This window comes from Listeria sp. PSOL-1, assembly GCF_902806445.1.
Taxonomy (GTDB): domain Bacteria; phylum Bacillota; class Bacilli; order Lactobacillales; family Listeriaceae; genus Listeria.
Map to the genome: position 1 here is coordinate 439,360 of NZ_LR760298.1, position 26,795 is coordinate 466,154.

The following is a 26,795-nucleotide window of genomic DNA, read 5'->3' on the forward strand; positions in this document are numbered from 1 at the left end:
TTATTTTTTCATGCGTTTCATAAATAATTTAGTAGCAATGGCTGCTCCTTCTAGAATGGTAGGAAGTGAGCTACCAGGGTGAGCGTCTCGGCCAACGATATAGGCGTTTTTCATGCGGCGGCTTAACATGCTAGGCATGCGGAAAGGGCCTAGCTGACTAAATGTTTGTTGCATTCCAAAAAGCGCGCCAAGGTGAAGATGATAATCGTTTTCCCAATCAATTGGTGTGATAACTTTTTCGCAAACAATATGGTTTTCAAGATCAGGTAAATCTAGTTTTGTTTGTACTTGTTTCATTATTTTATCGCGGAAAGTTTGTTTGATATCATTCCAAGGGGTCGCACTTTTATTATTTGGTACATAAACGATAATCCGAATACTAGAATGCCCAATTGGAGCAAGTGAAGTATCATTTGGGGAAGGATTCGTAATATGGATTATGTTATCTTCTGCTGTGTTTTTAAAAAGTACGGTTTGGTGGGCAATTGGGAACTGTTTATCCAGTCCTAAATAAATGACAAAGCCACTTGCTGAATATTTACTTGCCTCAATCTTTTTTTTCTTAAATGGCCGTTTATTTTTGAAAAGATTTAACATGGAATAAGCAAAATCTCCATTAATGAAAAATGCATCACCGGTTATTTTTTCACCAGTTGAAAGGGTCATTGATTGAATGGTTCTATTTTTTATCTCAAAGTCAGTTACTTTACTGTTTAAAAAGATTTTTCCACCGCTATTCGTGATATAATCGGCCATTGTTTTTGTTAACAGATGTTGGCCGCCTGTTGTGTGGTATGTGCCGTAATAATATTCAGCAAAGGGAATAACACTATAAGCAGCTGGTGTATCTTCTGGCGCCATTCCTAAGTATTTCGTTTGAAAGGAGAAAGCAAGACGCAAACGTTTATCATAAAAATAACGCGAAATTTCATCTGATAAATTACGTCCAATATGAAGACTTGGAATCGCTCGAATCATATTGGGCTTAAAATAATCGAATAAACTTGAAAAAGAAGATTCATTTAGTGGTGTGATAAAAAGCATTTTTTTCGCATTATCAGTCATGAATTTCAAGTAATTTTCTTCATTTCCAGGGAAAGCTTTGTTAATTTCACGTAGCATCGTGGCTTGGTTATCAGATGGTGAAAATTTGAGATCGCCAAAATGGAGTTCGTAAGTCGGTTGAATGGGTATAAAATTAATATAGTCGCGAATATTTAAACCACATTCCATAAAAAGTGCAGTAAAGACATGTGGCATCGTAATGGATGCAGGGCCGATGTCAAAACGATAATTCCCTAATTCTAATATACCGGTTCGGCCGCCAATTTGATTGTTTTTTTCATAAATTTCTACTTGATAACCATGATAAATAAGGCGCATTGCAGCAGCTAGGCCACCGGGTCCAGCCCCGATGATAATTACTTTCTTAGTTGTCACAAGGGAGCCTCCTTTCGTATTATTGCTTTTGGCAATTAAAAAAAGCCTGAAAAGTTTTTGAATCAGCGCTTTATACAATTTATAAGGAAAGAAATCATTTCTTTCCTTATAAAATCTTGTTTTTTATTTAGTGATCATTTTGAGATGAGTGGATGATTTTGTAATTTCGATGATTGACGACTGTTTTTTCTTCAATTCCTAGGCGATCGAAATTTTCTGTACGGGTTAGAACAACAATTACGGAATTTTCATTTATCTTTTCTACAATTCCTGTATGGCCATTTTTGCATTCAATAATATCGCCAACATGCACGTCTGCCATTGCTATCACTCCTTATGATTTATAAAAATTTGTAAAAGAAATGCCTTTACCTTTGAGCTTTCATATTAGTTTGCACCATCTTGTTAATAAAATCAACTAAAGGCTTCTAAAATAATATCATAAATTTTGCGTTTTTTCCATAAAAGATGAATGAAATAGTTAAAATAAAATAAGTCATATAACAAGATGGCATTGCGTTTTTAAAAAAGGTCAGCTAAAATAGAAAGTAAGTGATTTTTTACACTAAATTCTCAAGAAATAGTTGTATCCATGAAAAAAACATGTTACTCTGTTTAATTGAAGGATATTCTTTTTTTGCTGAATAAAATTTTTTGGTGGAAAAAGTCAAAATAAATTTTGGTCTACAAAGGAGAATGTAATTATGGAACAAGCAAGTTTTAAAATAATTGATGAAACAGGAATTCACGCACGACCGGCAACAGTACTCGTTCAGGCTGCAAGTAAATACACTTCTGATGTTCAACTTGAATACACAGATAAAAAAGTAAACCTTAAATCTATCATGGGTGTTATGTCTCTTGGCGTTGGCCAAAATGCTGAGGTTGTCATTTATGCTGAGGGAAGCGATGAAAAAGAAGCAATTACAGGCTTAACTGAGGTACTTAAGAAAGAAGGCTTGGCTGAATAATGACAAAAGAGTTGAAAGGTATCGCAGCATCTGATGGGATTGCCATTGCGAAAGCTTATCTGCTCGTAGAACCAGATCTTTCTTTTGAAAAGTCGGTTGTAACCGATGCAGAAAGTGAAGTTAAACGTTTTCATAGTGCTGTTGAAATTTCTAAAAAAGAACTAGCAACAATTCGCGATAAAGCGGCGGCTAGCCTTGGCGAAGATAAGGCTCAAATTTTTGATGCACATTTACTTGTCTTAAATGATCCAGAATTACTTGGACCCATTGAAGAAAGTATTAAATCAAGCAAATCAAATGCGGAATTTGCGCTTAAGGAAACAACAGATACATTTATTGGCATGTTTGAATCGATGGATAACGAATATATGCGTGAACGTGCAGCTGATATTAAAGACGTTCGTAAACGCGTGCTTTCGCATCTTTTAGGTGTATCCATTCCAAATCCAGCATTAATTGATGAGGAAGTTGTTGTTGTTGCAGCAGATTTAACACCGTCTGATACAGCACAACTTAATCGCAATTTTGTTAAAGGTTTTGTAACAGATATTGGTGGGCGTACGTCCCATTCTGCCATTATGGCTCGTTCCCTTGAGATTCCAGCCATTGTTGGTACAAAAGAAGTAACAGCAAGTGTTAAAAATGACCAAATGATCATTATCGATGGGCTTGAAGGAAATGTAATTATTGAGCCAACTGATGATCAAATCGCTCATTACAAGCAAGTTCAATCCGATTTTGCTCGTCAAAAAGCAGAATGGGAAAAACTAAAACATGAGAAAACAGTTTCCAAAGATGGTATTCATGTTGAGCTTGCTGCTAATATTGGTACGCCAAATGATCTTGAAGGCGTCAATGCAAATGGTGGTGAAGCAGTAGGGCTTTATAGAACTGAATTCTTGTATATGGGTCGTGACAACTTCCCAACAGAAGAAGAGCAATTTGAAGCCTACAAAACTGTTTTGGAAGGTATGAAAGATCGTTCTGTTGTCGTTCGTACACTGGATATCGGTGGAGACAAAACACTTCCTTACCTTGAGCTTCCAGAAGAGATGAACCCATTCTTAGGGTTCAGAGCTATTCGTTTGTGTTTTGCTAATCAAGAGTTGTTCCGTACACAGTTACGTGCGTTACTTCGTGCAAGTGTGTATGGAAAGCTTAAAATCATGTTTCCAATGATTGCTACGATTGGCGAGTTCCGTCAAGCAAAAGCAATTTTACTTGACGAAAAAGAGAAATTAGTTGCGTCTGGCACAAAAGTCGCTGATGATATCGAACTTGGTATTATGATTGAAATTCCAGCAGCAGCAGTTTTAGCTGATCAATTTGCAAAAGAAGTAGATTTCTTCTCAATTGGAACAAACGATTTGATTCAATATACGATGGCTGCGGATCGGATGAATGAACGTGTTGCTTACCTTTATCAGCCGTACAATCCATCTATTCTAAGATTGATCAAAAATGTCATTAATGCATCACACAAAGAGGGCAAATGGACTGGTATGTGTGGCGAAATGGCAGGAGATCAAACAGCAATTCCTCTTCTTCTTGGTATGGGACTAGATGAGTTTTCAATGAGTGCATCAAGTATTCTTAAGTCACGTTCACTTATCAAGCGCTTAGATAAGTCAGAAATGGCAAAACTAGCTGAAGAAGCATTAACAAAGGGTACAGCTGAAGAAGTTGTTGATTTGGTTAATAAATATACGGCTGAGTAATTTATGATCAGCAAATGAAAAACTGCGTGATCTCAAGAGAGATCACGCAGTTTTTTCTATAAGTGTAACTAAAAATACATCATTGTAACTTGAAAGTTGCTCTTTAAACAACGTATAATTAAAGAGAAATTGAAAAAAGGAGGAACAGCTTTGTTTTTAGGTTACATCGTATTGATTTTTCTTGCTATTTTTGTGGGGTTATCTATTTTTGATCGTCGGAGAATTAGCAATGGTATCTTTTTGACAATTGGTTTGTTTTTTTTGTTATTATTCATTTTAGGTTTTGTTCTTAATGCAGCGAATGAGCGTGAATGGTTAAGAATCATCGTTATTGGCGTCTTTATTTTAATTTTGCTGATGTTGCCGCTTTTCATTATTGGTATTGGCGTTGGCTTAGTAGCAAATGGCCGTTTAATGATGAAAAGAGAAGGGAGAAGATTAGCTAATTTATTGCCGCTTTTTTTAGGCCTACTTATTTTAGGACTTATTGCTTGGGGATTTGCTTTAGGGGTTATTGAACATATTATATGGCTTAGTGTTCCGTTCTTCTTTGCGGTGATGATTTGTGGTTATTTTTCTTTTTTCTTTCTCTGCTTTTTAGTATCTATGATTGCTTATCGCATTAGCTTCTTGCGCAAAAATCAGGATTTTATTATTGTACTTGGAAGTGGCCTTATTGGCGATCGTGTGCCACCACTTCTTGCAAGCAGGTTAAACCGAGCGATTCAATTTTCGGAAAAACAAATTCAAAAAACGGGAAAAAAGGCTACTTTTATTGTTTCAGGTGGTCAAGGCGCGAATGAATTGATGTCAGAAGCAAATGCTATGCGGCTTTATTTACTTGATAAAGGAATTCCAGAAGAGTATATTATTATGGAAGATAAGTCGACGAATACGCTTGAGAATATGCGTTTTTCTAAACAAAAGATGGACAGTATTTTAGATAAATATAACAGTATTTTTGCAACTAATAATTTTCATTTATTCCGTGCAAGTTTATACGCAAGGAAAGCTGGATTGAAAAGTCATGGTATTGGCTCAAAGACCGCTTATTACTATTTACCTAACGCTTTACTTCGAGAGTTTATTGCCATTGTAATGATGTATAAATGGGTACATATAACGCTTATTATTCTTATGTTACTTCCATTTGTTTTACTGTTTTTCTTATTCTATTTTCAATATTAGGCTAATAAAGAGGTGTTTGAATTGAAACGAATTGGTTTTGTCGGGACTGGAGTTATGGGGGCTAGTATGGCTCTTAATTTATTGCGTGCTGGTTATGAAGTATTGATTTATACACGCACAAAAGCTAAAGCTCGGAAATTGTTGCAAGAGGGAGCTGTTTGGCAGGAGGATATAAAGCAGCTCGCGGAAACGGTTGATGTTGTGATTACAATGGTTGGCTATCCAAGTGATGTTGAAGAGCTTTATTTAGGTGAGTATGGTATTTTGGCAACACTAAAACCAGGAAAACTTGCTATTGATATGACAACTTCTTCACCCATGCTTGCGAAAAAAATTGCAAATGAAGCCAAAGAAGCGGATATTGATGTTTTAGATGCTCCAGTATCAGGGGGCGATGTTGGCGCAAAAAACGGTTCACTCACCATCATGGTGGGCGGTGATGAGGCGGCTTTTAACAAAGCAAAACCGCTTTTTGAACGCCTTGGACAAAACGTTATTTTACAAGGTGCGGCTGGTTCGGGGCAGCATACAAAAATGGTTAATCAAATTGCGATCGCATCAAACATGATTGGCGTTACAGAAGCGATTGTTTACGCTGAGGCAGCTGGACTAAATCCTGAACGCGTGCTAGCGTCGATTTCTTTTGGTGCCGCTCAGAGTTGGTCGCTTTCAAACTTAGCTCCTCGTGTTTTTAAAAATGATTTTACACCGGGATTTTTCATTAAACATTTCATTAAAGATATGCGTATTGCACTTGATGAAGCCAATAAGATGGCGATTGATCTTCCTGGTTTGAAACTTGCTGAAAAAATGTATCAAACGCTTGCTGATCAAGGCTTAAGTGAAAAAGGGACGCAAGCGTTAATTAACTATTATTCTAGACAGATATAAAAAAAGTCGACTTTTGCTGGGTATGCTTTCTTGAGCTCTGTCAAACTTCTTCCATAAAGTTAGCTAAACGATCCATGGCTTCAGCTAAGAGATCGAAGGAAGCGGCATAGGATAATCGGAAGTAGCGATCTCCTTTTTCAGAAAAAGCATTGCCGGGAACAACAGCTACTTTTGCTTCGTGTGCAAGTTTTATTGCCCAGTCAAAAGAAGGGATTGTGATCTCATCTGGTAGTTTAACAAAGAAATAAAAGGCTCCGTCTGGTTTGACCACTTCAAATCCCATTTTCGTTAGACGGTCGAATACAAATCCGGCTCGTGTTTTGTATTCTGTACGCATAGGAAACGGGTCATCAGCCCCTGCTGAAACAGCTTCAAGCGCGGCTACTTGGCTGATTGAAGTCGCGCAGGTGACTGTATATTGGTGAATTTTAAGCATTTCTTGAATTAACCATTTATCAGCAATTAAAAAGCCAATTCGCCAGCCAATCATAGCATGTGATTTCGACAAGCCATTTATGACAATGGCTTGTTCTTTTAGACATGAGCGAATGGAATAATGTTTTCCTTGGTAAGTAAGCTCACTATAAATTTCATCAGCAATGACATAAATGCCCGTATCACGAAGAATATTAGCGATATCTTCTAACTCTTTTTTAGTTAGTGTAACGCCGGTTGGATTAGAAGGATAAGGTAAAATGACAGCTTTTGTTTTGTCCGTGATCGCTTTTTTTAACGCTTCAGGTGTCACTTTAAAAGCAGTTTCCGTTGTATCGATTTTCACCGTTTTTGCACCGGCAAGCTGGATGAGTGGCTCATAACCAGGATAAACTGGATCTGGTAGAATCACTTCATCTTCTGCGGTTAAAATCGTTTCAAGTGAAATCGCAATGGCTTCTGTTGCACCAACTGTTATGATAACTTCCTCTTCAGAGATCTCTAATTGATGTTTATTGTTCAAATAGTTGGCAACACCTGCTCTAAGTTCAGGCATTCCTGCGTTTGCTGTATAGTTAGTAAAATCTTCATGAATAGCTTTGATTGCTTTTTGTTTAATATGTTCTGGCGTTTTGAAATCGGGTTCACCTAATGTAAGGCGAATCATATCAGGAATGTCATTAATCTGATTGTTAAACTTGCGAATTCCGCTAATTTCAATGTTCGCCATCTCTTTTTTTATTGGTTTTGGCAAAATTTTCACCCTGTTTCTTTTTTGTATTTTCTTTATCATAACACAAATTTATTTTATTATGGATTTTGGCCTAAAAAGAACTTGCATCTTTTTTGTGGATCACGTAAAATGAATAATAATGAGAATCATTTTCAATTATAAAAAGGAGTTCCTGAAGTATGGCAAAATCAAAACGATTTGAGATTTTCTATTTTCCAACAAAAAACGGGCTTTTAAAAATACAGGTTTATGGATTTAATCCTTGTGGGTCATGGGGAGAAGTTTTTGCTGAACGAGGAAATGGAGCCATTTGTGTAAAAGGTTTTAATCGTAATAAAATGATAACAAAAGCGGTCAAGCTATGTTTAAATCATATAAATAATCCTAAGAATGAACGATAAAAGTTAAAAATAATTTAAAATTCTTCTTGCTAATTACGTGCCTTATGCGCTAAAATTTGATAGTATAATGATTAGTAATTGGTGCGACTATCAAGTAAAGGTAGTTAGAAATAATAGAGTAGTTGTTTCGGCGCCGGTGTAATGTGAGAGGAGAATGTGCTGTGTCTCAATTGATGGGAATTATTCAACGTTTAAATGCCATGCAAGAGGACGATTCCGCAGAAACACAGGCAAGACGCTTTGAAAAAGAAGGCACGCCTGTATGTGAAGTGAAATATTTTCGAGATTCAAAGGAATTTGAAATTGAAATTTACGCACTAAATAGTAAGTATCAATTTACTGATACTGACTGGACAGCGATTGAAATTTTTGAAATTCTACAAGAAAATTGATAACTAAAATGCCAGAATAACTAGTTGTTGTTCTGGTTTTTATTTTATAGTCTATGGTAAAATAAACTTAAAGGTTTTACATTTTAACTATGATGAAATTGGTGAGAGAGGGATACTTGATGATCTCTAATAGATTAGGTTCTTTTTTAAATGAAAAACTACAAGATGGTATGATTTCAGCGGAAAAGGTAGCACATGTGCAAATGGGGAATAATTTAGAGCACGCTTTGCTTGTTTTAACAAAGTGTGGTTATTCAACGATACCTGTGTTGGATTTTGAATTTAAATTATACGGTTTAATTAGTGCAGCGCTGATTACAGATGCGATTATTGGGCTCGAGCGCATTGAGTATGAGCGACTTGAAATATTAAAAGTAGAAGATGCGATGGAAACAAATTTTCCTGTTGTAAAAGAAGACTTTGATATTGAGAATGTTGTGCGTTTACTTGTTGACCATCCTTTCGTCTGCGTTACGAGTGAGGATTTCAAATTTCAAGGAATTCTGACACGGAAAATCGTGTTAAAACAAGTAAATCACTTTATACATGTGCCTGCGGAGGAAAAAACATGATTGTAACAGAATATGAATTGCTTGTTTGTCTCGCTAAAGAACTGAATATGCGGAAAAGTGCTGAAAAATTGTTTTTAAGCCAGCCAGCCCTATCTCAGCGACTGCAAACGATTGAAAGCCGTTGGGAAGCAAAAATTTTCATTCGGACACAAAAAGGTCTTTTACTCACACCAGAAGGAGAAGCCATTGTTCGTCATGCAGCAAGCGTTATTGAACGGGAACATCAAATCCAGGAGAAGCTAGCCGCGATGGAAGGTGTTGTTCGTGGGACGCTTAGAATTGCTTGTGCGAGCGTGGTTGCACAGAGATGGCTGCCACGTGTGTTAAAAAAATATGCTGAGCTTTATCCAAATGTGCAAATTTCACTCCATACGGGGTGGAGCAGTGAAGTCCACCAACATCTTATTTCCGGTAGCGTTCATTTAGGGATTGTCCGTGGGGATACCAATTGGAAAAGTAAGAAAAAACATTTATTTACAGACCCTTTAATTTTAGTTGACCGTGAGATGCGCCGTATTGAGGATATTTTTACAACAGATCGACCCTTTATTCAATTTAAAAGCGATTCAAGCTATTACGACATTATCCAAGATTATTGGCAACGTAATTTTGGAAAAGCGCCAAAGCGTGTCGTGCTAGTGGACCAAATTGAAACAGCACGTCAAATGGCATTGAACGGTATTGGCTTTGCTATCTTGCCTGCTGTTACAATGATTCGAAATGATGAAGATATTTGTAAAATCCCGTTAACAGAAAAAGACGGCACGATTGCAAGCCGTGATACAACACTATTGACTTATGAACAGTCGCTATCCCTTCCGCAAGTGCGGACTTTTTTGGAAATTGCAAATGATTTCCTTGAAACAGAAATCTAACTGTGGCAAACTAAAATAAATAAAAGCAAGCTGAAAGGAGAATGAATAATGGAACAAATGGATGCACAACAAATTATCTCATTTATTCAAAACAGTAAAAAAAGCACACCTGTTAAACTTTACATAAAGGGAAAGTTAAAGCAAATCACTTTTCCAAAAGAGGTTCAAACGTTTATTTCTGAGAATGCGGGAACAATTTTCGGCGAATGGAGCGTTATTGAACCCCTTCTTAAGGAGAATAAACAATATATTGAAGATTACGTTATTGAAAATGATCGCCGGAATTCAGCTATTCCGCTACTAGATCTTAAATCGATTAATGCTCGAATTGAGCCAGGGGTTGTTATTCGCGACCAAGTAACGATTGGAGATAATGCGGTTATCATGATGGGAGCAAGCATCAATATTGGGGCTGTGATTGGTGAGCAGACGATGATTGATATGAATGTTGTCATGGGTGGTCGGGCAACCGTAGGGAAAAATTGTCATATTGGTGCAGGTACTGTGTTAGCTGGTGTCATTGAGCCACCAAGTGCTGATCCTGTAGTGATTGAAGATGATGTGGTTGTTGGGGCAAATACCGTGATTTTAGAAGGTGTTCGCGTTGGTAAAGGGGCAGTTGTTGCCGCTGGAGCTATTGTTACGAAAAACGTTGAGCCGGGTACTGTTGTTGCAGGTGTTCCTGCACGTGTTTTAAAAGAAATCGATGCCAAAACAGCATCTAAAACAGAAATCATGCAAGGATTACGTCAACTTTAACTGAGACACAACAAGAACGGGATTTTTAAAAGGAGAGGTAGAAGATGGATTTGAACCGCTTTATCCAAATCAGAAGAGAGTTGCATCAAATTCCAGAAGTTGGCTTTGAAGAAGTAAAAACACAGCGTTATTTGTTAGATTACATCGATACACTAACATGTGAATTTTTAGAAGTAGAGACTTGGAAAACGGGAATTTTAGTAAAGTTAACCGGATTTGCGCCTCAAAAAACAATTGGCTACCGAACCGATATGGATGCGTTACAGGTGACTGAAGAAACGGGACTTCCTTTTGCTTCAAACCATCCTGGGAAAATGCATGCTTGTGGACATGACCTGCATATGAGTATTGCTCTTGGTCTACTAACTTATTTTGCAGAACATCAGCCGAAAAACCATCTTGTTTTTGTTTTTCAGCCAGCAGAGGAAGGGCCAGGTGGGGCAAAGCCGATTTTGGTAAGCGATGAGTTTAATAGCTGGAAGCCTGATGTTATTTATGCTTTACATATTGCGCCAGAATATCCAGTTGGTAAGATCGCAATTAAAGAAGGGCTGTTGTTCGCTAATACAGCTGAACTTTTCATTGAATTTACTGGAAAAGGAGGGCATGCTGCTTTTCCACATTTAGCGAATGATATGGTTGTACATGCGAGTAGTTTTGTCGGCCAAATGCAGACAATTATTAGCCGTAGCATCGATCCGATGGACAGTGCGGTGATTACAATTGGCAAAATTACAGGCGGAGAAGTCCAAAACGTGATTGCTGAGAAAGCTTATCTTGATGGAACCATTCGTACAGCTAAAAAAGAAACAATGCAATTAATTTGGAAAAAATTGCGGCAACTTGCACGTGGATATGAGGAAGCCTTTGAGTGTCAAATTCGCTTCATTTCTGGTTCCGATTATTGTCAAGTCTATAATGATCAAGAGGAAACAAAGCGATTTGTTCAGTTTTTAGAAGCCGAATTTCCTGGGAGTTACCTTCAGGCTAAAGCAGCGATGACAGGGGAAGATTTTGGTTATTTTCTCGAGGAAATTCCAGGCTTTATGTTCTGGCTTGGCGTTAATTCAGAGTACGGACTGCATCATGCAAAGCTGAACCCACAAGAAGAAGCCATCCCTTTTGCTATCGATGTATTATCTAAGTTTCTAGCAAAATAAGACAAGTGAGAAGCAGCTAGATTAGCGGTTTTCGGCAGAAGAATGGATTGCCGATATCCGTAAGTCTAGCTGCTTCTTCATTTGTTTTGGGGAAAAGTTAATTGGTTGAACCAAATGAAGGAAAGTATGGGAAAGGGAGTTCAATATTGTTTTCGGTAAGGGCCTCGTGACATTTTTTTAACAGTTCACGCTGTACATTCCCTTGTTCGCCGTTTACAGCTTTTCCAACTGCACGAATCAACATATTTGCAGCACCCGCATTCTCTACTCCAAGGACAACAGGTTTTTCAACAATATTTTTGTTTGTTTCAGAGACTTTCGTGCAAACTTCATTGATCACAGCCATTGCTTTTTCAATGTCGGCTTTTGGGCTGATCTCGATATCAACCATAACGCGCATATTGCCACGGGAGTGATTGCTAACAACAATAATTTGTCTGTTAGGAATGAAGTGAAGTGTTCCATCAAAATCGCGAACTTGTGTTGTTCTAAGGCCAAGTGCTTCAACAATCCCGTTCACTTGGTCAAGTGTAATACTGTCTCCAACGTCTATTTGTCGTTCGAGTAAGATGAAAAAGCCAGTGACAACATCACTAACGAGCCCTTGCGCACCAAATGCGACAGCTAAACTGGCAACCCCAGCACCTGCGATAATTGCAGTGACATTGATGAAGTTTTGCAAAATTAAAATGGCGATCGTAAAGAAAAGAATATAACCGTATACATTTGAAATTAAGCTTTCAAGCGTATCTGAACGACCGGCTGAAACCGCTTGATTTTCACGATAACGTTTGAAAAAAGTACGAATAACCTTCATGCCAATATACTTGAGGATAAAGTAAAGGATGATGAGAATGATAATTTTTACACCAATTGAGATGGTCTGGCTCCAAAAAGAATCCCAATCAATCGAGTTAAACCACTTTGATATTTGTTTCATCGTTTGATCCACTTCCTTTTCAAAATTACCTTCCTTTTATTTTACCAAACAAAAAAAGATTGTTCAAAAACCTACTATCAGAGTTTTTTCAAAAAAGGGGTTGCTTTTTTGAAAATTAACAAGTAATATATTGTATAACAAATGAGAAATATTGTTTTCATGTTACTGTTACGAGCAGGCATGGAGAGCTTTTTGGGTGCGGTCTTGCTGCGTTCGCTTATCTCTTCATGCTTTTTTCGTTTATTTCTAAGTAAATTCCAGGTACAATAAAGAATATCAAATGACTTTCAGGAGGAATGAGAAAATGTTTAAAAAAATGTTTAGAAAAGATAAAAATGAAATCGTATATGCACAAGCAACTGGTGAATTTGTAAACCTTCAAGATGTACCTGATCCAGTTTTTAGCCAAAAAATGATGGGCGAAGGAATTGCAGTTAAGCCAGCTGATGGCAAAGTCGTAGCGCCAATCGATGGTGAGATTATTCAATTAGCTGATACAAAACACGCATTTGGCATTCGTTCTGAACTGGGTCAAGAAATTCTTGTTCATGTAGGTTTAGAAACAGTCGCACTAAAGGGTGAAGGGTTTACAGTTCATGCTAAATTGGGCGATCATGTAAGAAAGGGACAATTGATTATTGAGGCAGACCTCGATTATATTGAGAAAAATGCAAGTAGTACAGTTATCCCAATGGTCGTTACAAATAGTGCGGAAGGACAATTCGATTTTGAATGGAAAGAAGCTACAAGTGTAACAGCTGGAGAAACCGCAGTATTTGAAGCAAAAGTAAAATGATCCGGTTGCGGGAAGGTTGACTCTTTCCCGCACACCTAAAGAGAAGGGTGCCAGAATGAAGATAATAAGAATATTAAATAATAATGCTGTTGTCGTAAATGATGGTGACCAAGAAAAAATCGCAATTGGTGCAGGAATTGCTTTTAATAAAAAAAGAAATGATATCATCACAGCGAATAAAATTGAAAAAATGTTTATCATGCAAGAAGAAGAGGAGCATTTCCGAGAGCTGCTTAATCGGATTAATGAAGAGTATTTTGCTGTCTCTGAAGAAATCATCTCACATGCTGAAAGAACCCTTGGGGAAAAGTTAAGTGAGCATATTCATATTGCGTTAACAGATCATTTAGCCTTCTCCATTGAGCGTTTGAAAGAAGGAATTATTCTTCAAAACAAATTGCTTAATGAAATAAAAGTTTTATATGAAATTGAATTCAAAATAGGATTATGGGCGATTAATCATATTAAGGAGCGCTTTCATCTTGATATGCCGATTGATGAAGCTGCTTATATTGCCCTTCACATTCACACGGCAAAAATAGGTTCTGGGGATATTCATGATAGTGTCAGAACAGCGACAATCATCGCTAGTATGGTTGAGACGATTACTAGCGAACTAGGCATTACGCTTTCAGGACAAGATATCGCTTATGAACGCCTGATTACACATTTACGCTTTGTGTTAAATCGTGTAGAAAAAAAAGAATTACACACGATGGATAGCGAAATGCTTTTAATGATTAAAAAGAAATTTGAAACGAGTTTTAATACCGCGGGGAAAGTAGCTTTTTTACTTCAGCGAGATTACAAAAAAACATTGCCTGAAGCGGAATTAGGATATATAGCCCTGCATATTGAAAGACTGCGTAGTTTTTGGAAGAAATAATTTTTAGGAGGAGTTAAAAAAATGAATGTATTAAAAAGATTGGCAATCGGTGTGGTTTATCCAATTGTTGCACTCATTATTATAGGTATTTTCTGGATAGCCCAGCAAACAGGAATAAAATCAATGGACGCAATTTATAACGGCTTAGTTCTTATGTTTCCACTTGTTGTTTCTATGGGGATTGCCATTGGGATTGCGAAAGATCATAGTGGTGCAGCTGCTCTTGCTGGCGCAGTTGGTTGGTTAGTATATGGTGCAGTTATTGTATCTTTAAACTATCCAAAAGGAGTATTTAATCCTACAACATTAACAGCTGATTTCAACTTCATAAGTGGAATTTATATGGGAATTATCGCAGGATTTCTTTACAATAAATTTTACAACATTCGCTTGCCTGAATGGTTAGCATTCTTTGGTGGACGTAGATTTGTTCCAATTATAACATCTGTAGTTGCCTTGTTTATCGGGGCTTTCGTGGCAGCAATCTTTTAAGAATAAAATGGAGGTATCATTATGTTAAGTGGATTACAAAAAGTGGGAAAAGCGTTAATGCTGCCAATTGCTGTATTACCAGCAGCGGGTTTACTTAATCGCTTAGGTGCAGAAGATGTTTTAAATGTACCATTTATTCATTCAGGAGGCGCGGCGCTGTTTGACTTTCTAGCATTATTATTTGCAATCGGGATTTCAATTGGTTTGAGCCGCGATAATAGTGGAGCAGCAGGTCTTAACGGAGCGATTGTCTTCTTTATTTTAAACTTTGGTGTAATTGGTATAAATCCTAACATCAATATGGGGGTTTTCGCTGGTTTTATTGCAGGCCTTACAGCACCGATTCTATATAATTATTTGTACGATAAAAAAGTTTTTGGCAATCAAGAATACTTTGATGGAAAACATTTAGCGATCATTCTTAATGCGATCTTGGCTCTTTTATTAGTCGCTTTGTTTGGCTTTGCTTGGCCAACGATTCAAGGTTGGTTAGATTCATTAAACGGCTGGATTACAAGTGCTGGTGCGTTTGGCTCTGCTGTTTATGGTGTACTAAACCGTGCGCTTATTCCAACTGGGCTCCATCACGTGCTTAACACATATCTATGGTTTGGTTTTGGCAGCTTTACTGATGCGACCGGCCAAGTGGCTCACGGCGATATTAATCGTTTCTTTGCGGGAGACCCAACAGCTGGTGTTTTCCAAGTAGGATTTTTCCCAATTATGATGTTCGGTCTTCCAGGTGCTGCGTTTGCCATGTACCTTGCTGCGAAGAAGAAAAATCGTAAAGAAGTCGGCGGAATGATGTTATCCTTAGCTCTTACTGCGTTTTTGACAGGGATTACAGAACCGATTGAGTTTACATTTATGTTTATTGCACCATTCTTATATGCTATCCATGCATTATTAATGGGTGTATCGATGTTTATTACGAATTTCTTAGGTATAAAACTTGGCTTTACATTTAGTGCTGGTTTCATTGACTTCGCGCTGAATTATACAAAAGGACACAATGCTTGGCAATTGATTCCAATCGGTTTAGTTTTTGCTGTTGTGTATTTCTTAATTTTCTATTTCGTCATCAAAAAATTCAATTTAAAAACACCTGGACGTGAAGATGAAACGGAAGAAGGACTTGCAATGGAAATGTCAAATGCGCCAGTACAAGAAGAAGCTGCTTCACTTGGTGCAACAGAAGCAGACGTTCCTGTTTCTGGACAAATTGATAAATATGAACGCATGGCTAGAGGTTATTTAGCCGGACTTGGTGGCGAAGAGAACTTGGTTAAAGTCGATAATTGTACAACACGCCTTCGCTTAACAGTAAAAGATTCAAGCTTACTCAATGAACCAGCACTTAAAAAAGCTGGTGCACGTGGCGTTGTTAAATTGAACAAAGAGAGTGCGCAAATTATTGTTGGTGCGGATGTAGAGTTCGTTGCTGACAAGTTGCATGATATTACTGGTAAATAAAGGTTTGGAAGATAATAAATCGAGCGAAAGTACTTGCGTTTACAGATTTTGATAGAGTTGAAACCTATAAATGCGAGTGCATGTCGCCGATTTATTTTATTTATCCCCCAAACGCGTCTAATTATGTTATGAAGGAGTGAACAAAATGCTTGAAGTTATCGTTCAAAATGCTGAAGATGCAAAGCGAGCAGAACAGTATGGTGTAGACCGCTTGGAGATTGTTCAAGCCATTGGTGAGGGCGGGCTTACACCAAGTTACGGTACAATCAAAAACATTATAAAGAGTGTAAGCACAAAAACAATGATCATGATCCGTCCACATAGCTATTCCTTTACCTATTCACCGAGCGATCAAAAAACGATGTTAACAGACATTGAAATAGTAAAAGAACTGGGTGCTACTGGTATTGTTTTCGGCGCATTAACCAAAGAAGGTGACATTGATCAGGCGCTTTTAGAAAAAGTCATTGACAAAAAAGGAAGTCTAGCCCTTACGTTTCACCGAGCTCTTGAAAGTACACGTGATATTGAAGAAAGTTATCAACTTTTACGTAAAAATTATGGAACTGAAATCACGCAATTATTAACATCTGGGGGAACTGAAAAAGCAATCGATTCCCTGCCAAGATTAAAGCGCTGGATTAAAGATAGCGAGGCAAATCAGGACTCTTTCAAAATCCTTGTCGGAAGTGGCGTTTCAACTAAAAACGTTCAAGAACTGCATAGCGAACTTGCTAATGAATGGTATCATGTTGGAAGTGGCGCACGGATTGCCAACGATTTTAGCCAAACCATAGATAAAACTAAAATAGCTTTCTTCAAGCAAAACACATAAATAAAGGCGGGATCCTGAAACATCATGCACTTTGGATCTGTTAAAAAATATAGCGTAGGTTCTACATGTCGAATACGACCAATCAAGCGAAAACGTTTGCACTTAAAAAATTTGCCAGAAGCCGGAAGCGGAGCGTACGATTGTACGTGAGGATCGGTAGTCTGGCAAATTTTTTAAATGCAACGCTTTTCGCCGATTTATTTTGTGTATGCACTTTTCTAGAAAAAATAGCGTAATAGGATGGAATAAGCTATAATGGATAAAGATTGATTATTGAGGGTGAAAAAATGGAAAAATATCTTGGAACAAGCCAAACAATGACGGTAACACAAGTCCTTACTGAAGGCTATCTATTAACAAAAAATGATCAAGAAGTTCTTTTAAAAAAAGGAAACAGCAATCGTTCTGATTTACAGCCAGGTGAACTAGTTCAAGTGTTTCTATATGTTGATTATGATCATGAAATAACAGCAACAACAATCATTCCAAAAATCCAAGTAGGGCACTATAGCTTTGGAACTGTAACCGAAGTTCGCAAAGATTTAGGTGTGTTTATTGATATTGGCATTGAAAAAGATGTGGTTGTTTCACTTGATGATATGCCAGCTTTAAAACATTTATGGCCAAAAAAAGGAGATCGCTTAATGATTTCTTTACGCGTCGATGAAAAAAATCGGATTTGGGGAGTACTTGCAACTGAACGTGAATTTAAAGCGATTGCGAGGAAAGCAGATCCTAATTTATTTAATCAAAATATTTCCGGAACCGTTTATCGACTCTTAAAAATTGGTTCGTTTATTTTAACCGATAATTACCACATTGGCTTTATTCATGAAAGTGAGCGAACTTCAGAGCCTCGTCTTGGGGAATATGTCAAAGCTCGCGTTATTTCTGTCAAACCTGATGGCTCATTAAATTTATCTCTTCGTGGACGCGTTCATGAAGTGCTCTCAGATGACGCAGAAATGATCCTAACGTATTTAAGAAGTGTCGGTGGAGAAATGGGTTTTGGCGATAAATCCGATCCAGATGCCATTCGCGCAAAATTTGGGATTAGTAAAGCTCAATTTAAACGTGCACTTGGTACACTAATGAAACAAAAAAAAGTGACCCAACAAGCAGGCGTGATCACTAAACTAACCAAAGACGATACCTCAGACTAAAGTATGAGCAAAGCATCGTTCTATAGCGGATTGTAAACAAAATTAGCTTTCCTTTATAATAGGAATTAGTCATGTTTTTTTAAAGGAGGTGTGTCAGCTTGAAGAAAATAGAGAGCTCATTTTTATTTGTATTTGTTGTGGCTGTAGCAGTAGGCATTGGTCTTGAGATGCTTTTTAAATGGCAGTTACTCTTTTTATTTGCAATTGGTATTTGTTTTTTGTTCAGTTCGCGAAGAGCAGGGATTACAAAGAAAACAGCAAAGTACCACATGATCATAGCCGTAACTTTTCTGCTCATGTCTGTTTTATTAACAGTTTCATTTAAGTTCGGTTTAGTTATTGCAGCGATCTTTGCCATTATCCATTATATTCACCGCAAGCGGGCACCTCAGCTTTTAATGGTAAAAACTTGTGAGCCTGCTTCAAAAATAGATAAAGCTAATCATTTCATTCGTAATCAGTGGTTTGGGAACAGGCGCATGCTTGATGTTGTGTATGAATGGGACGATATTAATGTTCAAACTGGTATTGGAGATACAATTATCGATCTTGGAAATACTGTTTTGCCTACTGGAGAAAGTGTGATCATGATTCGCAGTATTTCTGGTAAGATTCGTTTACTCATTCCATTTGATTTAGGCATCTGTCTAGAGCATTCGGCGATTTTCGGTAATTTACAATACGATAAAATAAATACAACGGTTCAAAATAATACCATTAAAGTTTACTCAGATAATTATGAAACTGCCGTTCGCAAAGTAAAAATCACAACCTCTGTTGTATTTGGCGATTTAGAGGTGATTCGTCTATGACTTATATCCGATCGCAAATTTTACTTGCAAGTGGGCTCCTGCTTGGGGCATCTATTGTTGCTTCTTTTCTTTACTATTTTTCAAATGATGTCTCGAGTTACCAATTTTTAATTCAAAATAGAATTTTTTATTTGCCATTTATTTTATTTGTACCACTGACGGCAATTTCAGCGGGGATTATCATTGGAGCGATTTCTGGTTATTTTATCAAACAGAAATTTGAAAGCGTGGATTTTTCGATTCGTTTACTTGAACAAGGGGATTTAGACAAAAAAATAAAGTCAGAAGAAGAAAATTTTATTGAAGTGCAGCAAGTTTATAAGCAAATTGATCAATTACGTGATAAAATGAAACAACAAACGCTACTCACACAAAAAATTGCTAGCGAAAAAGCAGAAACAAGCGGCGAAACAAAAGAAGCCATTCTCTCAGAAGAACGACACCGGATTGCTCGTGAATTGCATGATTCCGTCAGTCAGCAATTATTTGCTGCAATGATGCTTCTATCAGCTTTAAACGAGCAAGTTGATGAAAATGCCTCTCCAATATTAATGAAGCAACTCAAGATGGTTGAATCAATTGTTAACGAATCACAATCAGAAATGCGAGCGCTTCTTCTTCATTTACGACCAACCCAATTAGAGGGTAAATCACTAAAAAAAGGAATCGAACAATTATTAAGAGAACTAACGACGAAGCTACCGATTAAAGTCGAGTGGCAAATTGAAGATATCAAGCTGAAAAAAGGAATTGAAGACCACTTATTTCGCATCATTCAGGAACTTTTGAGTAACACACTTAGACATTCCAAAGCAGCACTTCTTGAAGTCCGCTTTGTTGAAATCGACAAGCTTGCTGTTCTTAAGGTAGTGGATGATGGCATCGGTTTTGATATGAATTATACACCCCAAGGCTCTTACGGTTTGCAAAATATGCGCGAGCGTGTAGCTGAATTTGGGGGAACGATTAAAATTATTAGTTTTCCTAAAAAAGGTACAAGTGTCGAAATTAAAATTCCACTTGTTCTAGAGAAGGAAGTGGATAAAAAATGATAAAAGTATTACTAGTAGATGATCATGAGATGGTTCGTATCGGTGTCTCTGCTTATTTATCTGTTCAAGATGATATGGAAGTCGTTGGAGAAGCAGAAAACGGTTTAAAAGGTGTTGAAATGGCTTTAAACTTGCGACCAGATATTATCTTGATGGATCTAGTTATGGATGAGATGGATGGAATTGAAGCAACAAAAGAAATCATGCAAAAATGGAAGGATGCAAAAATTATCATAGTAACAAGTTTTATTGATGATGAGAAGGTGTATCCAGCGCTTGAAGCAGGTGCAAGTAGCTATATGTTAAAAACGTCAACGGCAAGTGAAATCGCCGACGCTATTCGTGCCACATTTGCAGGAGATTCTGTTTTAGAACCCGAAGTTACTGGAAAAATGATGCAACGTTTGACAGCTAGACCAGAAAAAAATTTACATGATGATTTAACGAATCGTGAAAATGAAATTTTACTGCTAATTGCAGAAGGTAAATCCAATCAAGAGATCGCCGACGAGCTATTCATCACTTTAAAAACAGTAAAAACGCATGTCAGCAACATTTTATCAAAACTTGATGTACAAGACCGCACACAAGCAGCGATTTATGCTTTTAAACACGGTCTTGTTAAGAAAGAATCTTAGGAGGAATTGAAGATGAAAGAGGGTTTTGCAGTTATTGGACTGGGTAGATTTGGCGGCAGTATTTGCCATTCGCTTGTTGAACAAGGTATGGAAGTTCTAGCGATTGATTCTAGCGAAGAGCGCGTGAATGAATATATGTCCATTGCAACACATGCTGTCATCGCAAATTCAACGGATGAAAATGCTCTAAGACAGCTTGGGATTCGTAATTTTGAACATGTTATTGTAGCGATTGGTGAAGATATTCAATCAAGTATTTTAACAACACTCATTTTAAAAGAAATGGGCGTTAAATTTGTCACAGCCAAAGCAACCAATGATAAACATGCAAAGTTACTCGACAAAATAGGCGCTGACCGTGTTGTTCACCCAGAACGCGATATGGGGAGACGGATTGCTCATTATATCGTTTCTAAAAACATGCTTGATTACCTTGAACTTTCAGATGAATACAGCTTGGTTGAAGTTTCTGTGTCCGATCCTCGTTTCCTAGGGAAAAGTTTGGTTGACCTTGACTTTCGTAATACATATGGTGTAAATATTGTTGGTATCAAACGAGACAGACAAATGATTATTACGCCGGAAGCAGGGGATGTCTTGCAAGAAGGCGATGTATTGATTGTAATTGGCCCAGATGATAATATTGAACGTTTACAAGAAAAAATTCAATAAGATAACGCTTGTGTTTGCGGATTTGGATAGGTTTCTAATTCTATCTAAAGCTTAAAATACAAGTTTTTTTTGCTTAAAAAGAAGATTGCGCTTTCATTATTTCATACTATAATGAACTAATTTTTAAGAGAGGGGGATAAACTTGCAAACTAAATTGCCTCCGTTATTTGCTGATTTTAGCGAAAGGATTTTTACACGTGAAAGAGCTAAAAGAAAAAGGTCAGGAACTGTAGGTGCTACATTTCGAACATAACAAACCGAACATTGAAGAAGTTTGCCAGACTTCTTCAATGTTCGGTTTGTCGCCGATTTATTTTTTGTATATCAAAGACTTTTAGACTTCCATAATAATCGGTAAGATCATTGGATAGCGGTTTGTTTTATTATAAAGAAATGGTTGCAGTGTATCTGTGATTTCATTTTTGATTTCTGACCATTGCGATGTTTTTTTCGCCATGACTTTGTTTAAGTGCCTTCTTAGTAAGCTTTGTGCTTCGCCAATTAGATTACCAGATTCACGCATATAGATAAAGCCACGAGAAATGATATCTGGGCCGGCCATAACTTTAGATGTTTTCATATCAATTGAAACAACAACAATGACAAGTCCTTCTTCTGACAGAGTACGGCGATCGCGTAAGACAATATTACCAATGTCACCAATGCCGCTACCATCAATATAAACGTCTCCAGCTGAAATTTTACCAGCAACACGAGCAGAATCGCTTGTTAAGGCAAGAACATCACCGTTTCCACAAATAAAGCTATTCTCAGCAGGAATACCACATTCTTCTGCTGACTCTGCATGAATTCGTTGCATGCGATATTCACCATGAATAGGCATAAAATATTTTGGTTTTATCAAGCGAAGCATCAGTTTTTGTTCTTGTTGCCCGCCGTGACCTGATGTATGAATATTGTTCACTTTACCATGAATGACTTCAGCACCCGCTTGATAAAGTAAATTAATCGTCCGGTTTACACTAATCGTATTTCCAGGTATAGGAGATGAGGAAAAGACAACCGTATCACCTGGTTGAATTTGGATTTGACGATGCGTTCCGTTAGCAATACGGGATAAAGCTGCCATAGGTTCACCTTGACTTCCGGTGCAAAGGATCGTGATTTCATTCGCTGGAATTCGTTGCAGTTGATTCGATTCAACAAAGAGGTCTTTTGGTGCTTTAATGTAGCCGAGTTCGCGTCCAATATCAATAGCAGATTCCATACTACGTCCAAAAACAGCTATTTTTCGGTTAGTTTCAATGGAAGATTCAACAACTTGTTGCAAGCGATAAATGTTTGAAGCAAATGTCGCAAAAATAATTCGACCTTCCACATCACGAAAAATATTTTTAATACTTTCACCAACAATGCGTTCACTCATTGTAAAGTTAGGAACTTCAGCATTGGTACTATCTGACAATAAGCAAAGGACACCATCTTTTCCAATTTCTGCCATTTTAGTTAAATTGGCAGGTTCACCAACTGGAGTGAAATCGAATTTAAAATCACCGGTATGCACGATATTGCCAGAAGGTGTTTTAACGACGATACCATAAGTATCAGGAATACTATGAGTCGTTTCAAAAAAAGAAACCGTTGTTTTTCGAAATTTAAAAACGTCATCTTCTTCAAATTCATAAATTTTTGCTTGACGAAGCAAGCCATGTTCTTCTAGTTTGTTTCGAATAAGCGCGCTAGCAAGTTTACCTGCATAAATCGGAATATTGATTTCTCTTAATAAATACGGGACACCACCAATATGATCCTCGTGACCATGTGTGATAAAAAGACCTTTAATTTTTTCTTTGTTTTTTGCAAGGTAATCATAATCAGGAATAACATAATCAATACCAAGAAGGTCGTCTTCTGGAAACTTAATTCCAGCATCAATTAAAATGATTTCGTCCTGAAATTGTACGCCATACGTATTTTTACCAATTTCACCAAGTCCACCTAAGGCAAAAACAGCCGTTTCATTATTTTTTACAAATTTCATATAAGTCTACTTCTCCCAGAGCCTAAAATCAGGTTGGCTTTGTTCGTATTCAAGGTGTTTGTCGCTAAGAGCTTCAATGTGCTCAATATGAAAAGGCTTGGCTTTTAAACTTTGGCGTACTTCAACTTCATCGTTTGCATCGATGTAAAGTGATTGCGTTTTTTCTCTTACAGGTGTTTCTGTGTTTGTTTCTTGATAATATACTTTAAAAATCATATTTTTCGCTCCTTCTATTTAACTTTATTTTAAAATAAAACATTTGTTCGTCTTTGAAATACGGATATACGGGGTTAAAATTATTTTAAGACAAAAGAAAAGATAGCAGAATGAAATCAATTCTGCATCGTTCTCCTTTAGAAAAATTAATTGAAAACAATGATACAACTCATTTAAAAAAAATGAAAAGTGATCGCTTCAATATAATATTTTCTTTTCACACTTTTGTTAATCAAGTTATCTGTTTCGTCCGATCTATATCCTTATTCTCTAATATACCACAAATTAACAGAAATGCTACTAGAATAACTTTATTTCTAAGAAAAAATTTAAAACTAGTCTATTTATTCACTATTTCTGCTATACTGGTAGGGTGAATTCAAAATGAGGGGTTTTAAAATGAGTAAAATTGTCTTTTTTGATGTTGATGGAACACTAGTAAATGATGCAAAAGAACTTCCAGATTCTGCAATTGTAGCGATTCGTAAATTGAAGGAAAAGGGGATATATGTAGCCATTGCAACTGGTCGAGCCCCGTTTATGTTACATGAGATTGCTAGCAAGTTAGAGATTACTTCTTTTATCAGCTATAATGGCCAATATGTTATTTTTGAAGGAGAAAAAATTTATGAAAATCCTTTGCCGCAAGAATCATTGGAAAGATTAATTACCATTGCGACTGAAAATGAACATCCAATCATTTTTTCGGCACAGGATGAATTACGTGCCAATTTACCAGATCATCCTGGCGTTTCGGAAGGAATGGCTTCAATTAAACATGAATATCCAAAGGTGGACGCTGAATTTTACAAAGGACGCAAAATTTATCAATGCTTATTATTTTGTGGTGAGGAAGCAGATTCATTTTACCGGCAAGAGTTTCCACAATATAGCTTTATGAGATGGCATGATGTTTCTGTGGATGTTTGCCCGGCAAATGGCTCAAAAGCAAATGGGATCCGCAAACTGATCCAAAAGTTAGGTTTTAAGATGGAAGATACTTATGCGTTTGGCGATGGGTTAAATGACATTGAAATGTTGCAAGAAGCAGGCGTTGGCATTGCCATGGGAAATGGGCGCGACGAGGTAAAACGCGTTTCTAATCATATCACAACTTCTGTCGATGATGATGGGATCTTAAAAGGATTACAACATGTCGGTCTTTTGTGAGACAATTCTGATAAAAAAGTGATAAAAAAACTTTTTAAATCTAAAGACCTATTTTGTGCGAAAACGGTTCTTTTTGCATAGGTAAATTTGGAGTGATTTCGACATCATTTTGCGAAATACATTGTAAATCGCTTTTGAAAAGGTTACTATAAAGGGACTGCTTTAAATGAACGAAGTAGTATAAAAAATTAAAGGGGTAATAAACATGAGTGATCAAAAAAGCAACAAAACATTCGTTCCTTATGTTCCAGCATCAAAATCCCTGCCAGAATTAACTGTTACTTCCATTGTGTTAGGTATTATCTTAGCCATTCTTTTTGGTGCTGCAAATGCCTACCTAGGGTTAAAAGTAGGGTTGACTGTGTCAGCATCCATTCCGGCTGCAGTTATTTCAATGGGGATTTTACGTGGAATCTTTAAGCGGGACTCAATTTTAGAAAACAATATTGTACAAACAATGACAACAGCAGGGGAAGCATTAGGTGCAGGTGCCGTATTTACAATACCAGCACTTTTTCTAATGGGGATTGAAATCAAACAAATTATGTTGATTTTCATTGTCCTAACAGGGGGCTTTATTGGTGTCTTCATGATGGTTCCACTTAGAAGGATGTTAATTGTTAATGAACATGAAACACTTCCTTATCCAGAAGGAACGGCTTGTGCAGAAGTTTTAAAATCAGGTGAAACTGGTGGCTCACAAGCTAAATTAGTCGCATTTGGCTTTCTTGCAGGTGGGCTTGTTAAAGTTCTTACAGACGGCTTAAAGCTGTTTAAAAGCGAAGTCTCTGTTGGTGTTTATAAATTTCAAAATGCGTTTATTGGGACACAAATTTATCCAGCGCTTCTTGGTGTAGGCTTTATCATTGGACCACGGATTGCCGGGCAAATGGTTGCCGGTGGTTTGATGGCTTCCCTTGTTCTTGTTCCAGCGATTGCCTTTTTTGGCGGAGAAAGCTCACAAATTATTTTTCCGGCAACTGAAGCTTTAAAAAACATTGATGTAGCTGGTATCTGGGATAACTATGTACGCTACATTGGTGCAGGTGCAGTTGCTGCTGGTGGGATCATTACACTTATTAAAACACTCCCTGCGATTTTAGCAACGTTAAGAAGTACGATGCAAGGTATGAGTAAAAACAAAGGAAGTCACATACTTGAGCTTGAGCGAACAGACAGAGATATTCCGATGAAATGGGTTACGATTTGTATTATTATTTTGCTACTTATCATTGCTTTTGATCCATTTACGAAAGTTGGCATCATTGGTGCTATTGCTATTGGCATCTTTGGCTTCTTATTTGTAACAGTTGCTTCTCGTCTTGTTGGGATTGTCGGAAGTTCTTCTTCGCCAGTATCTGGTATGACCATTGCAACATTACTTATTGTAGCACTTGTATATAAATCGTTTGGTTATCAAGGCAACGAAGGGATCTTGTTGACATTAACAGTCGCTGCCATTGTTTGTTCGGCACTTGCTGTTGCTGGTGATATTTCCCAAGATTTGAAAACAGGTTATCTAGTTGGAGGAACACCTTGGAAGCAGCAAGTAGCAATGATGATTGGTGTGCTTGCAAGCGGTCTTGTGATGGGATATATTTTGACACTTCTTGATAATGCTTATGGAATGGGATCAGCTGAACTTCCAGCACCAAAAGCCATGTTAATGAAAATTTTAGCAGAAGGTATTTTGAATGGAAACTTACCATGGACGCTTATCTTTATTGGGGTGTCGATTGCCATTGTTGTTGAATTTATGGGTATGAACTCACTTGTTTTTGCTGTTGGACTTTATTTACCACTTAATATTAGTGCAACGGTTATGTTTGGTGGTTTTGTACGTATGATCGTTAACGGTGTCATTAAACGTAAAAAACAAACCCAAGCAGAAGCCGGTGATCGAATTGAACGCGGTACATTGTTTGCTTCAGGCTTAATCGCAGGTGAATCGTTATTAGGGGTCATTATTGCTTTTGTCATTTCAATTAACGCAAACATCATTCCAAAAGATGTTTTGATTCAAAACGAATGGTTACCTTTCATCGTCTTTATCATTGTTTGTGGACTTCTTTATATTGCAACTGTGCCACGTAAGAAAAAATTATCTTAGGAA

Annotated in this window: 28 protein-coding genes; 22 read left to right on the forward strand and 6 right to left on the reverse strand. The window is 37.2% G+C overall.

Annotated elements, in window-relative coordinates; all coding sequences use genetic code 11:
* Both G6Q10_RS02160 and G6Q10_RS02165 read right to left on the reverse strand, forming a co-directional pair.
* Nucleotides 1-1,440, reverse strand: a complete 1,440-nt coding sequence (locus G6Q10_RS02160) for a phytoene desaturase family protein (protein ID WP_163652391.1) — start codon at nt 1,438-1,440, stop codon at nt 1-3.
* Nucleotides 1,441-1,567: 127 nt separating this feature from the next.
* Complete coding sequence (locus tag G6Q10_RS02165; protein ID WP_163652393.1) at nt 1,568-1,762, reverse strand: DUF2187 family protein; 195 nt, start codon at nt 1,760-1,762, stop codon at nt 1,568-1,570.
* Between the two features lie 382 nt (nt 1,763-2,144).
* Here G6Q10_RS02165 and G6Q10_RS02170 point away from each other — a divergent pair, with 382 nt between their 5' ends.
* From G6Q10_RS02170 to G6Q10_RS02185, 4 genes are all read left to right on the forward strand, one after another.
* Nucleotides 2,145-2,411 (forward strand): phosphocarrier protein HPr, encoded by a 267-nt coding sequence (locus tag G6Q10_RS02170; protein WP_163652395.1) that lies wholly within the window; start codon nt 2,145-2,147, stop codon nt 2,409-2,411.
* Nucleotides 2,411-4,129, forward strand: coding sequence for a phosphoenolpyruvate--protein phosphotransferase (gene ptsP, locus G6Q10_RS02175; protein ID WP_163652399.1), 1,719 nt, complete (start codon nt 2,411-2,413; stop codon nt 4,127-4,129). The genes G6Q10_RS02170 and ptsP overlap by 1 nt, the downstream gene beginning before the upstream one ends.
* Nucleotides 4,130-4,279: 150 nt before the next feature.
* Nucleotides 4,280-5,317 carry a YdcF family protein gene (locus tag G6Q10_RS02180; protein ID WP_163652402.1) on the forward strand — a complete coding sequence of 346 codons (1,038 nt, stop codon included), beginning with the start codon at nt 4,280-4,282 and terminating at the stop codon, nt 5,315-5,317.
* A gap of 21 nt (nt 5,318-5,338) precedes the next feature.
* The gene (locus G6Q10_RS02185; RefSeq protein ID WP_163652404.1) at nt 5,339-6,208 is read left to right on the forward strand and encodes an NAD(P)-dependent oxidoreductase; all 870 of its coding nucleotides are present in this window, start codon (nt 5,339-5,341) and stop codon (nt 6,206-6,208) included.
* A gap of 40 nt (nt 6,209-6,248) precedes the next feature.
* Here G6Q10_RS02185 and G6Q10_RS02190 read toward each other — a convergent pair whose 3' ends face one another.
* Nucleotides 6,249-7,397 carry an aminotransferase class I/II-fold pyridoxal phosphate-dependent enzyme gene (locus tag G6Q10_RS02190; RefSeq protein ID WP_163652405.1) on the reverse strand — a complete coding sequence of 383 codons (1,149 nt, stop codon included), beginning with the start codon at nt 7,395-7,397 and terminating at the stop codon, nt 6,249-6,251.
* A 158-nt stretch (nt 7,398-7,555) separates the two neighbouring features.
* Between G6Q10_RS02190 and G6Q10_RS02195 the strand changes: the two genes are divergently transcribed.
* From G6Q10_RS02195 to G6Q10_RS02220, 6 genes are all read left to right on the forward strand, one after another.
* Nucleotides 7,556-7,777: a hypothetical protein gene (locus tag G6Q10_RS02195; protein ID WP_163652406.1), complete on the forward strand. Its 222-nt coding sequence runs from the start codon at nt 7,556-7,558 to the stop codon at nt 7,775-7,777.
* Between the two features lie 161 nt (nt 7,778-7,938).
* Nucleotides 7,939-8,169 carry a YkuJ family protein gene (locus tag G6Q10_RS02200; RefSeq protein WP_163652407.1) on the forward strand — a complete coding sequence of 77 codons (231 nt, stop codon included), beginning with the start codon at nt 7,939-7,941 and terminating at the stop codon, nt 8,167-8,169.
* 119 nt (nt 8,170-8,288) lie between these two features.
* Nucleotides 8,289-8,741: a cyclic-di-AMP-binding protein CbpB gene (gene cbpB / locus G6Q10_RS02205; RefSeq protein ID WP_163652408.1), complete on the forward strand. Its 453-nt coding sequence runs from the start codon at nt 8,289-8,291 to the stop codon at nt 8,739-8,741.
* The gene (locus tag G6Q10_RS02210; RefSeq protein WP_163652409.1) at nt 8,738-9,616 is read left to right on the forward strand and encodes a transcriptional regulator CcpC; all 879 of its coding nucleotides are present in this window, start codon (nt 8,738-8,740) and stop codon (nt 9,614-9,616) included. Before cbpB ends, G6Q10_RS02210 begins: the two co-directional genes overlap by 4 nt.
* A 48-nt stretch (nt 9,617-9,664) precedes the next feature.
* Nucleotides 9,665-10,375 (forward strand): 2,3,4,5-tetrahydropyridine-2,6-dicarboxylate N-acetyltransferase, encoded by a 711-nt coding sequence (gene dapD / locus G6Q10_RS02215; protein WP_163652410.1) that lies wholly within the window; start codon nt 9,665-9,667, stop codon nt 10,373-10,375.
* A 44-nt stretch (nt 10,376-10,419) separates the two neighbouring features.
* Nucleotides 10,420-11,535, forward strand: a complete 1,116-nt coding sequence (locus G6Q10_RS02220; protein ID WP_163652411.1) for an N-acetyldiaminopimelate deacetylase — start codon at nt 10,420-10,422, stop codon at nt 11,533-11,535.
* A gap of 97 nt (nt 11,536-11,632) precedes the next feature.
* Here the strand turns inward: G6Q10_RS02220 and G6Q10_RS02225 are convergent, their stop codons facing one another.
* Nucleotides 11,633-12,475: a mechanosensitive ion channel family protein gene (locus G6Q10_RS02225; protein WP_163652413.1), complete on the reverse strand. Its 843-nt coding sequence runs from the start codon at nt 12,473-12,475 to the stop codon at nt 11,633-11,635.
* 304 nt (nt 12,476-12,779) lie between these two features.
* Between G6Q10_RS02225 and G6Q10_RS02230 the strand changes: the two genes are divergently transcribed.
* The 10 genes from G6Q10_RS02230 (at nt 12,780) to G6Q10_RS02275 (ending at nt 21,294) form a co-directional block, all read left to right on the forward strand.
* Nucleotides 12,780-13,271, forward strand: a complete 492-nt coding sequence (locus G6Q10_RS02230) for a PTS sugar transporter subunit IIA (RefSeq protein ID WP_163652416.1) — start codon at nt 12,780-12,782, stop codon at nt 13,269-13,271.
* Between the two features lie 55 nt (nt 13,272-13,326).
* Nucleotides 13,327-14,157 (forward strand): PRD domain-containing protein, encoded by an 831-nt coding sequence (locus G6Q10_RS02235; protein WP_163652419.1) that lies wholly within the window; start codon nt 13,327-13,329, stop codon nt 14,155-14,157.
* 21 nt (nt 14,158-14,178) lie between these two features.
* Nucleotides 14,179-14,649 (forward strand): PTS transporter subunit EIIC, encoded by a 471-nt coding sequence (locus G6Q10_RS02240; protein WP_163652421.1) that lies wholly within the window; start codon nt 14,179-14,181, stop codon nt 14,647-14,649.
* Between the two features lie 21 nt (nt 14,650-14,670).
* Nucleotides 14,671-16,122: a PTS transporter subunit EIIC gene (locus tag G6Q10_RS02245; protein ID WP_163652423.1), complete on the forward strand. Its 1,452-nt coding sequence runs from the start codon at nt 14,671-14,673 to the stop codon at nt 16,120-16,122.
* A gap of 145 nt (nt 16,123-16,267) precedes the next feature.
* Nucleotides 16,268-16,957, forward strand: coding sequence for a copper homeostasis protein CutC (locus tag G6Q10_RS02250; protein ID WP_163652424.1), 690 nt, complete (start codon nt 16,268-16,270; stop codon nt 16,955-16,957).
* 287 nt (nt 16,958-17,244) lie between these two features.
* The gene (locus G6Q10_RS02255; RefSeq protein WP_163652428.1) at nt 17,245-18,120 is read left to right on the forward strand and encodes a CvfB family protein; all 876 of its coding nucleotides are present in this window, start codon (nt 17,245-17,247) and stop codon (nt 18,118-18,120) included.
* A gap of 98 nt (nt 18,121-18,218) precedes the next feature.
* Nucleotides 18,219-18,932 (forward strand): cell wall-active antibiotics response protein LiaF, encoded by a 714-nt coding sequence (gene liaF, locus G6Q10_RS02260; RefSeq protein ID WP_163652429.1) that lies wholly within the window; start codon nt 18,219-18,221, stop codon nt 18,930-18,932.
* Nucleotides 18,929-19,984 (forward strand): sensor histidine kinase, encoded by a 1,056-nt coding sequence (locus G6Q10_RS02265; RefSeq protein WP_163652431.1) that lies wholly within the window; start codon nt 18,929-18,931, stop codon nt 19,982-19,984. The genes liaF and G6Q10_RS02265 overlap by 4 nt, the downstream gene beginning before the upstream one ends.
* On the forward strand, nt 19,981-20,622 hold the full coding sequence (locus G6Q10_RS02270) for a response regulator (RefSeq protein WP_163652435.1): 642 nt from the start codon (nt 19,981-19,983) through the stop codon (nt 20,620-20,622). Before G6Q10_RS02265 ends, G6Q10_RS02270 begins: the two co-directional genes overlap by 4 nt.
* Before the next feature lie 12 nt (nt 20,623-20,634).
* On the forward strand, nt 20,635-21,294 hold the full coding sequence (locus tag G6Q10_RS02275; protein ID WP_163652437.1) for a potassium channel family protein: 660 nt from the start codon (nt 20,635-20,637) through the stop codon (nt 21,292-21,294).
* 334 nt (nt 21,295-21,628) lie between these two features.
* Here G6Q10_RS02275 and rnjA read toward each other — a convergent pair whose 3' ends face one another.
* Complete coding sequence (gene rnjA / locus G6Q10_RS02280) at nt 21,629-23,296, reverse strand: ribonuclease J1 (RefSeq protein WP_163652439.1); 1,668 nt, start codon at nt 23,294-23,296, stop codon at nt 21,629-21,631.
* A 6-nt stretch (nt 23,297-23,302) separates the two neighbouring features.
* Nucleotides 23,303-23,512 (reverse strand): DNA-dependent RNA polymerase subunit epsilon, encoded by a 210-nt coding sequence (locus G6Q10_RS02285; protein ID WP_163652441.1) that lies wholly within the window; start codon nt 23,510-23,512, stop codon nt 23,303-23,305.
* Between the two features lie 399 nt (nt 23,513-23,911).
* On the opposite strand from G6Q10_RS02285, the gene G6Q10_RS02290 reads away from it, so the two are divergent.
* Nucleotides 23,912-24,682: a Cof-type HAD-IIB family hydrolase gene (locus G6Q10_RS02290; protein WP_163652442.1), complete on the forward strand. Its 771-nt coding sequence runs from the start codon at nt 23,912-23,914 to the stop codon at nt 24,680-24,682.
* 205 nt (nt 24,683-24,887) lie between these two features.
* Complete coding sequence (locus G6Q10_RS02295; protein WP_163652444.1) at nt 24,888-26,792, forward strand: OPT family oligopeptide transporter; 1,905 nt, start codon at nt 24,888-24,890, stop codon at nt 26,790-26,792.
* Nucleotides 26,793-26,795: the final 3 nt, after the last annotated feature.

Bases quoted from the DNA above. Each gene is read 5' to 3' on its own strand.
- G6Q10_RS02165 (WP_163652393.1), bottom strand. From the start codon at position 1,762: ATGGCAGACGTGCATGTTGGCGATATTATTGAATGCAAAAATGGCCAT.
- G6Q10_RS02170 (WP_163652395.1), top strand. From the start codon at position 2,145: ATGGAACAAGCAAGTTTTAAAATAATTGATGAAACAGGAATTCACGCA.
- ptsP (WP_163652399.1), top strand. From the start codon at position 2,411: ATGACAAAAGAGTTGAAAGGTATCGCAGCATCTGATGGGATTGCCATT.
- G6Q10_RS02195 (WP_163652406.1), top strand. From the start codon at position 7,556: ATGGCAAAATCAAAACGATTTGAGATTTTCTATTTTCCAACAAAAAAC.
- cbpB (WP_163652408.1), top strand. From the start codon at position 8,289: ATGATCTCTAATAGATTAGGTTCTTTTTTAAATGAAAAACTACAAGAT.
- G6Q10_RS02210 (WP_163652409.1), top strand. From the start codon at position 8,738: ATGATTGTAACAGAATATGAATTGCTTGTTTGTCTCGCTAAAGAACTG.
- dapD (WP_163652410.1), top strand. From the start codon at position 9,665: ATGGAACAAATGGATGCACAACAAATTATCTCATTTATTCAAAACAGT.
- G6Q10_RS02220 (WP_163652411.1), top strand. From the start codon at position 10,420: ATGGATTTGAACCGCTTTATCCAAATCAGAAGAGAGTTGCATCAAATT.
- G6Q10_RS02225 (WP_163652413.1), bottom strand. From the start codon at position 12,475: ATGAAACAAATATCAAAGTGGTTTAACTCGATTGATTGGGATTCTTTT.
- G6Q10_RS02230 (WP_163652416.1), top strand. From the start codon at position 12,780: ATGTTTAAAAAAATGTTTAGAAAAGATAAAAATGAAATCGTATATGCA.
- G6Q10_RS02235 (WP_163652419.1), top strand. From the start codon at position 13,327: ATGAAGATAATAAGAATATTAAATAATAATGCTGTTGTCGTAAATGAT.
- G6Q10_RS02240 (WP_163652421.1), top strand. From the start codon at position 14,179: ATGAATGTATTAAAAAGATTGGCAATCGGTGTGGTTTATCCAATTGTT.
- G6Q10_RS02245 (WP_163652423.1), top strand. From the start codon at position 14,671: ATGTTAAGTGGATTACAAAAAGTGGGAAAAGCGTTAATGCTGCCAATT.
- G6Q10_RS02250 (WP_163652424.1), top strand. From the start codon at position 16,268: ATGCTTGAAGTTATCGTTCAAAATGCTGAAGATGCAAAGCGAGCAGAA.
- G6Q10_RS02255 (WP_163652428.1), top strand. From the start codon at position 17,245: ATGGAAAAATATCTTGGAACAAGCCAAACAATGACGGTAACACAAGTC.
- G6Q10_RS02265 (WP_163652431.1), top strand. From the start codon at position 18,929: ATGACTTATATCCGATCGCAAATTTTACTTGCAAGTGGGCTCCTGCTT.
- G6Q10_RS02270 (WP_163652435.1), top strand. From the start codon at position 19,981: ATGATAAAAGTATTACTAGTAGATGATCATGAGATGGTTCGTATCGGT.
- G6Q10_RS02275 (WP_163652437.1), top strand. From the start codon at position 20,635: ATGAAAGAGGGTTTTGCAGTTATTGGACTGGGTAGATTTGGCGGCAGT.
- rnjA (WP_163652439.1), bottom strand. From the start codon at position 23,296: ATGAAATTTGTAAAAAATAATGAAACGGCTGTTTTTGCCTTAGGTGGA.
- G6Q10_RS02285 (WP_163652441.1), bottom strand. From the start codon at position 23,512: ATGATTTTTAAAGTATATTATCAAGAAACAAACACAGAAACACCTGTA.
- G6Q10_RS02290 (WP_163652442.1), top strand. From the start codon at position 23,912: ATGAGTAAAATTGTCTTTTTTGATGTTGATGGAACACTAGTAAATGAT.
- G6Q10_RS02295 (WP_163652444.1), top strand. From the start codon at position 24,888: ATGAGTGATCAAAAAAGCAACAAAACATTCGTTCCTTATGTTCCAGCA.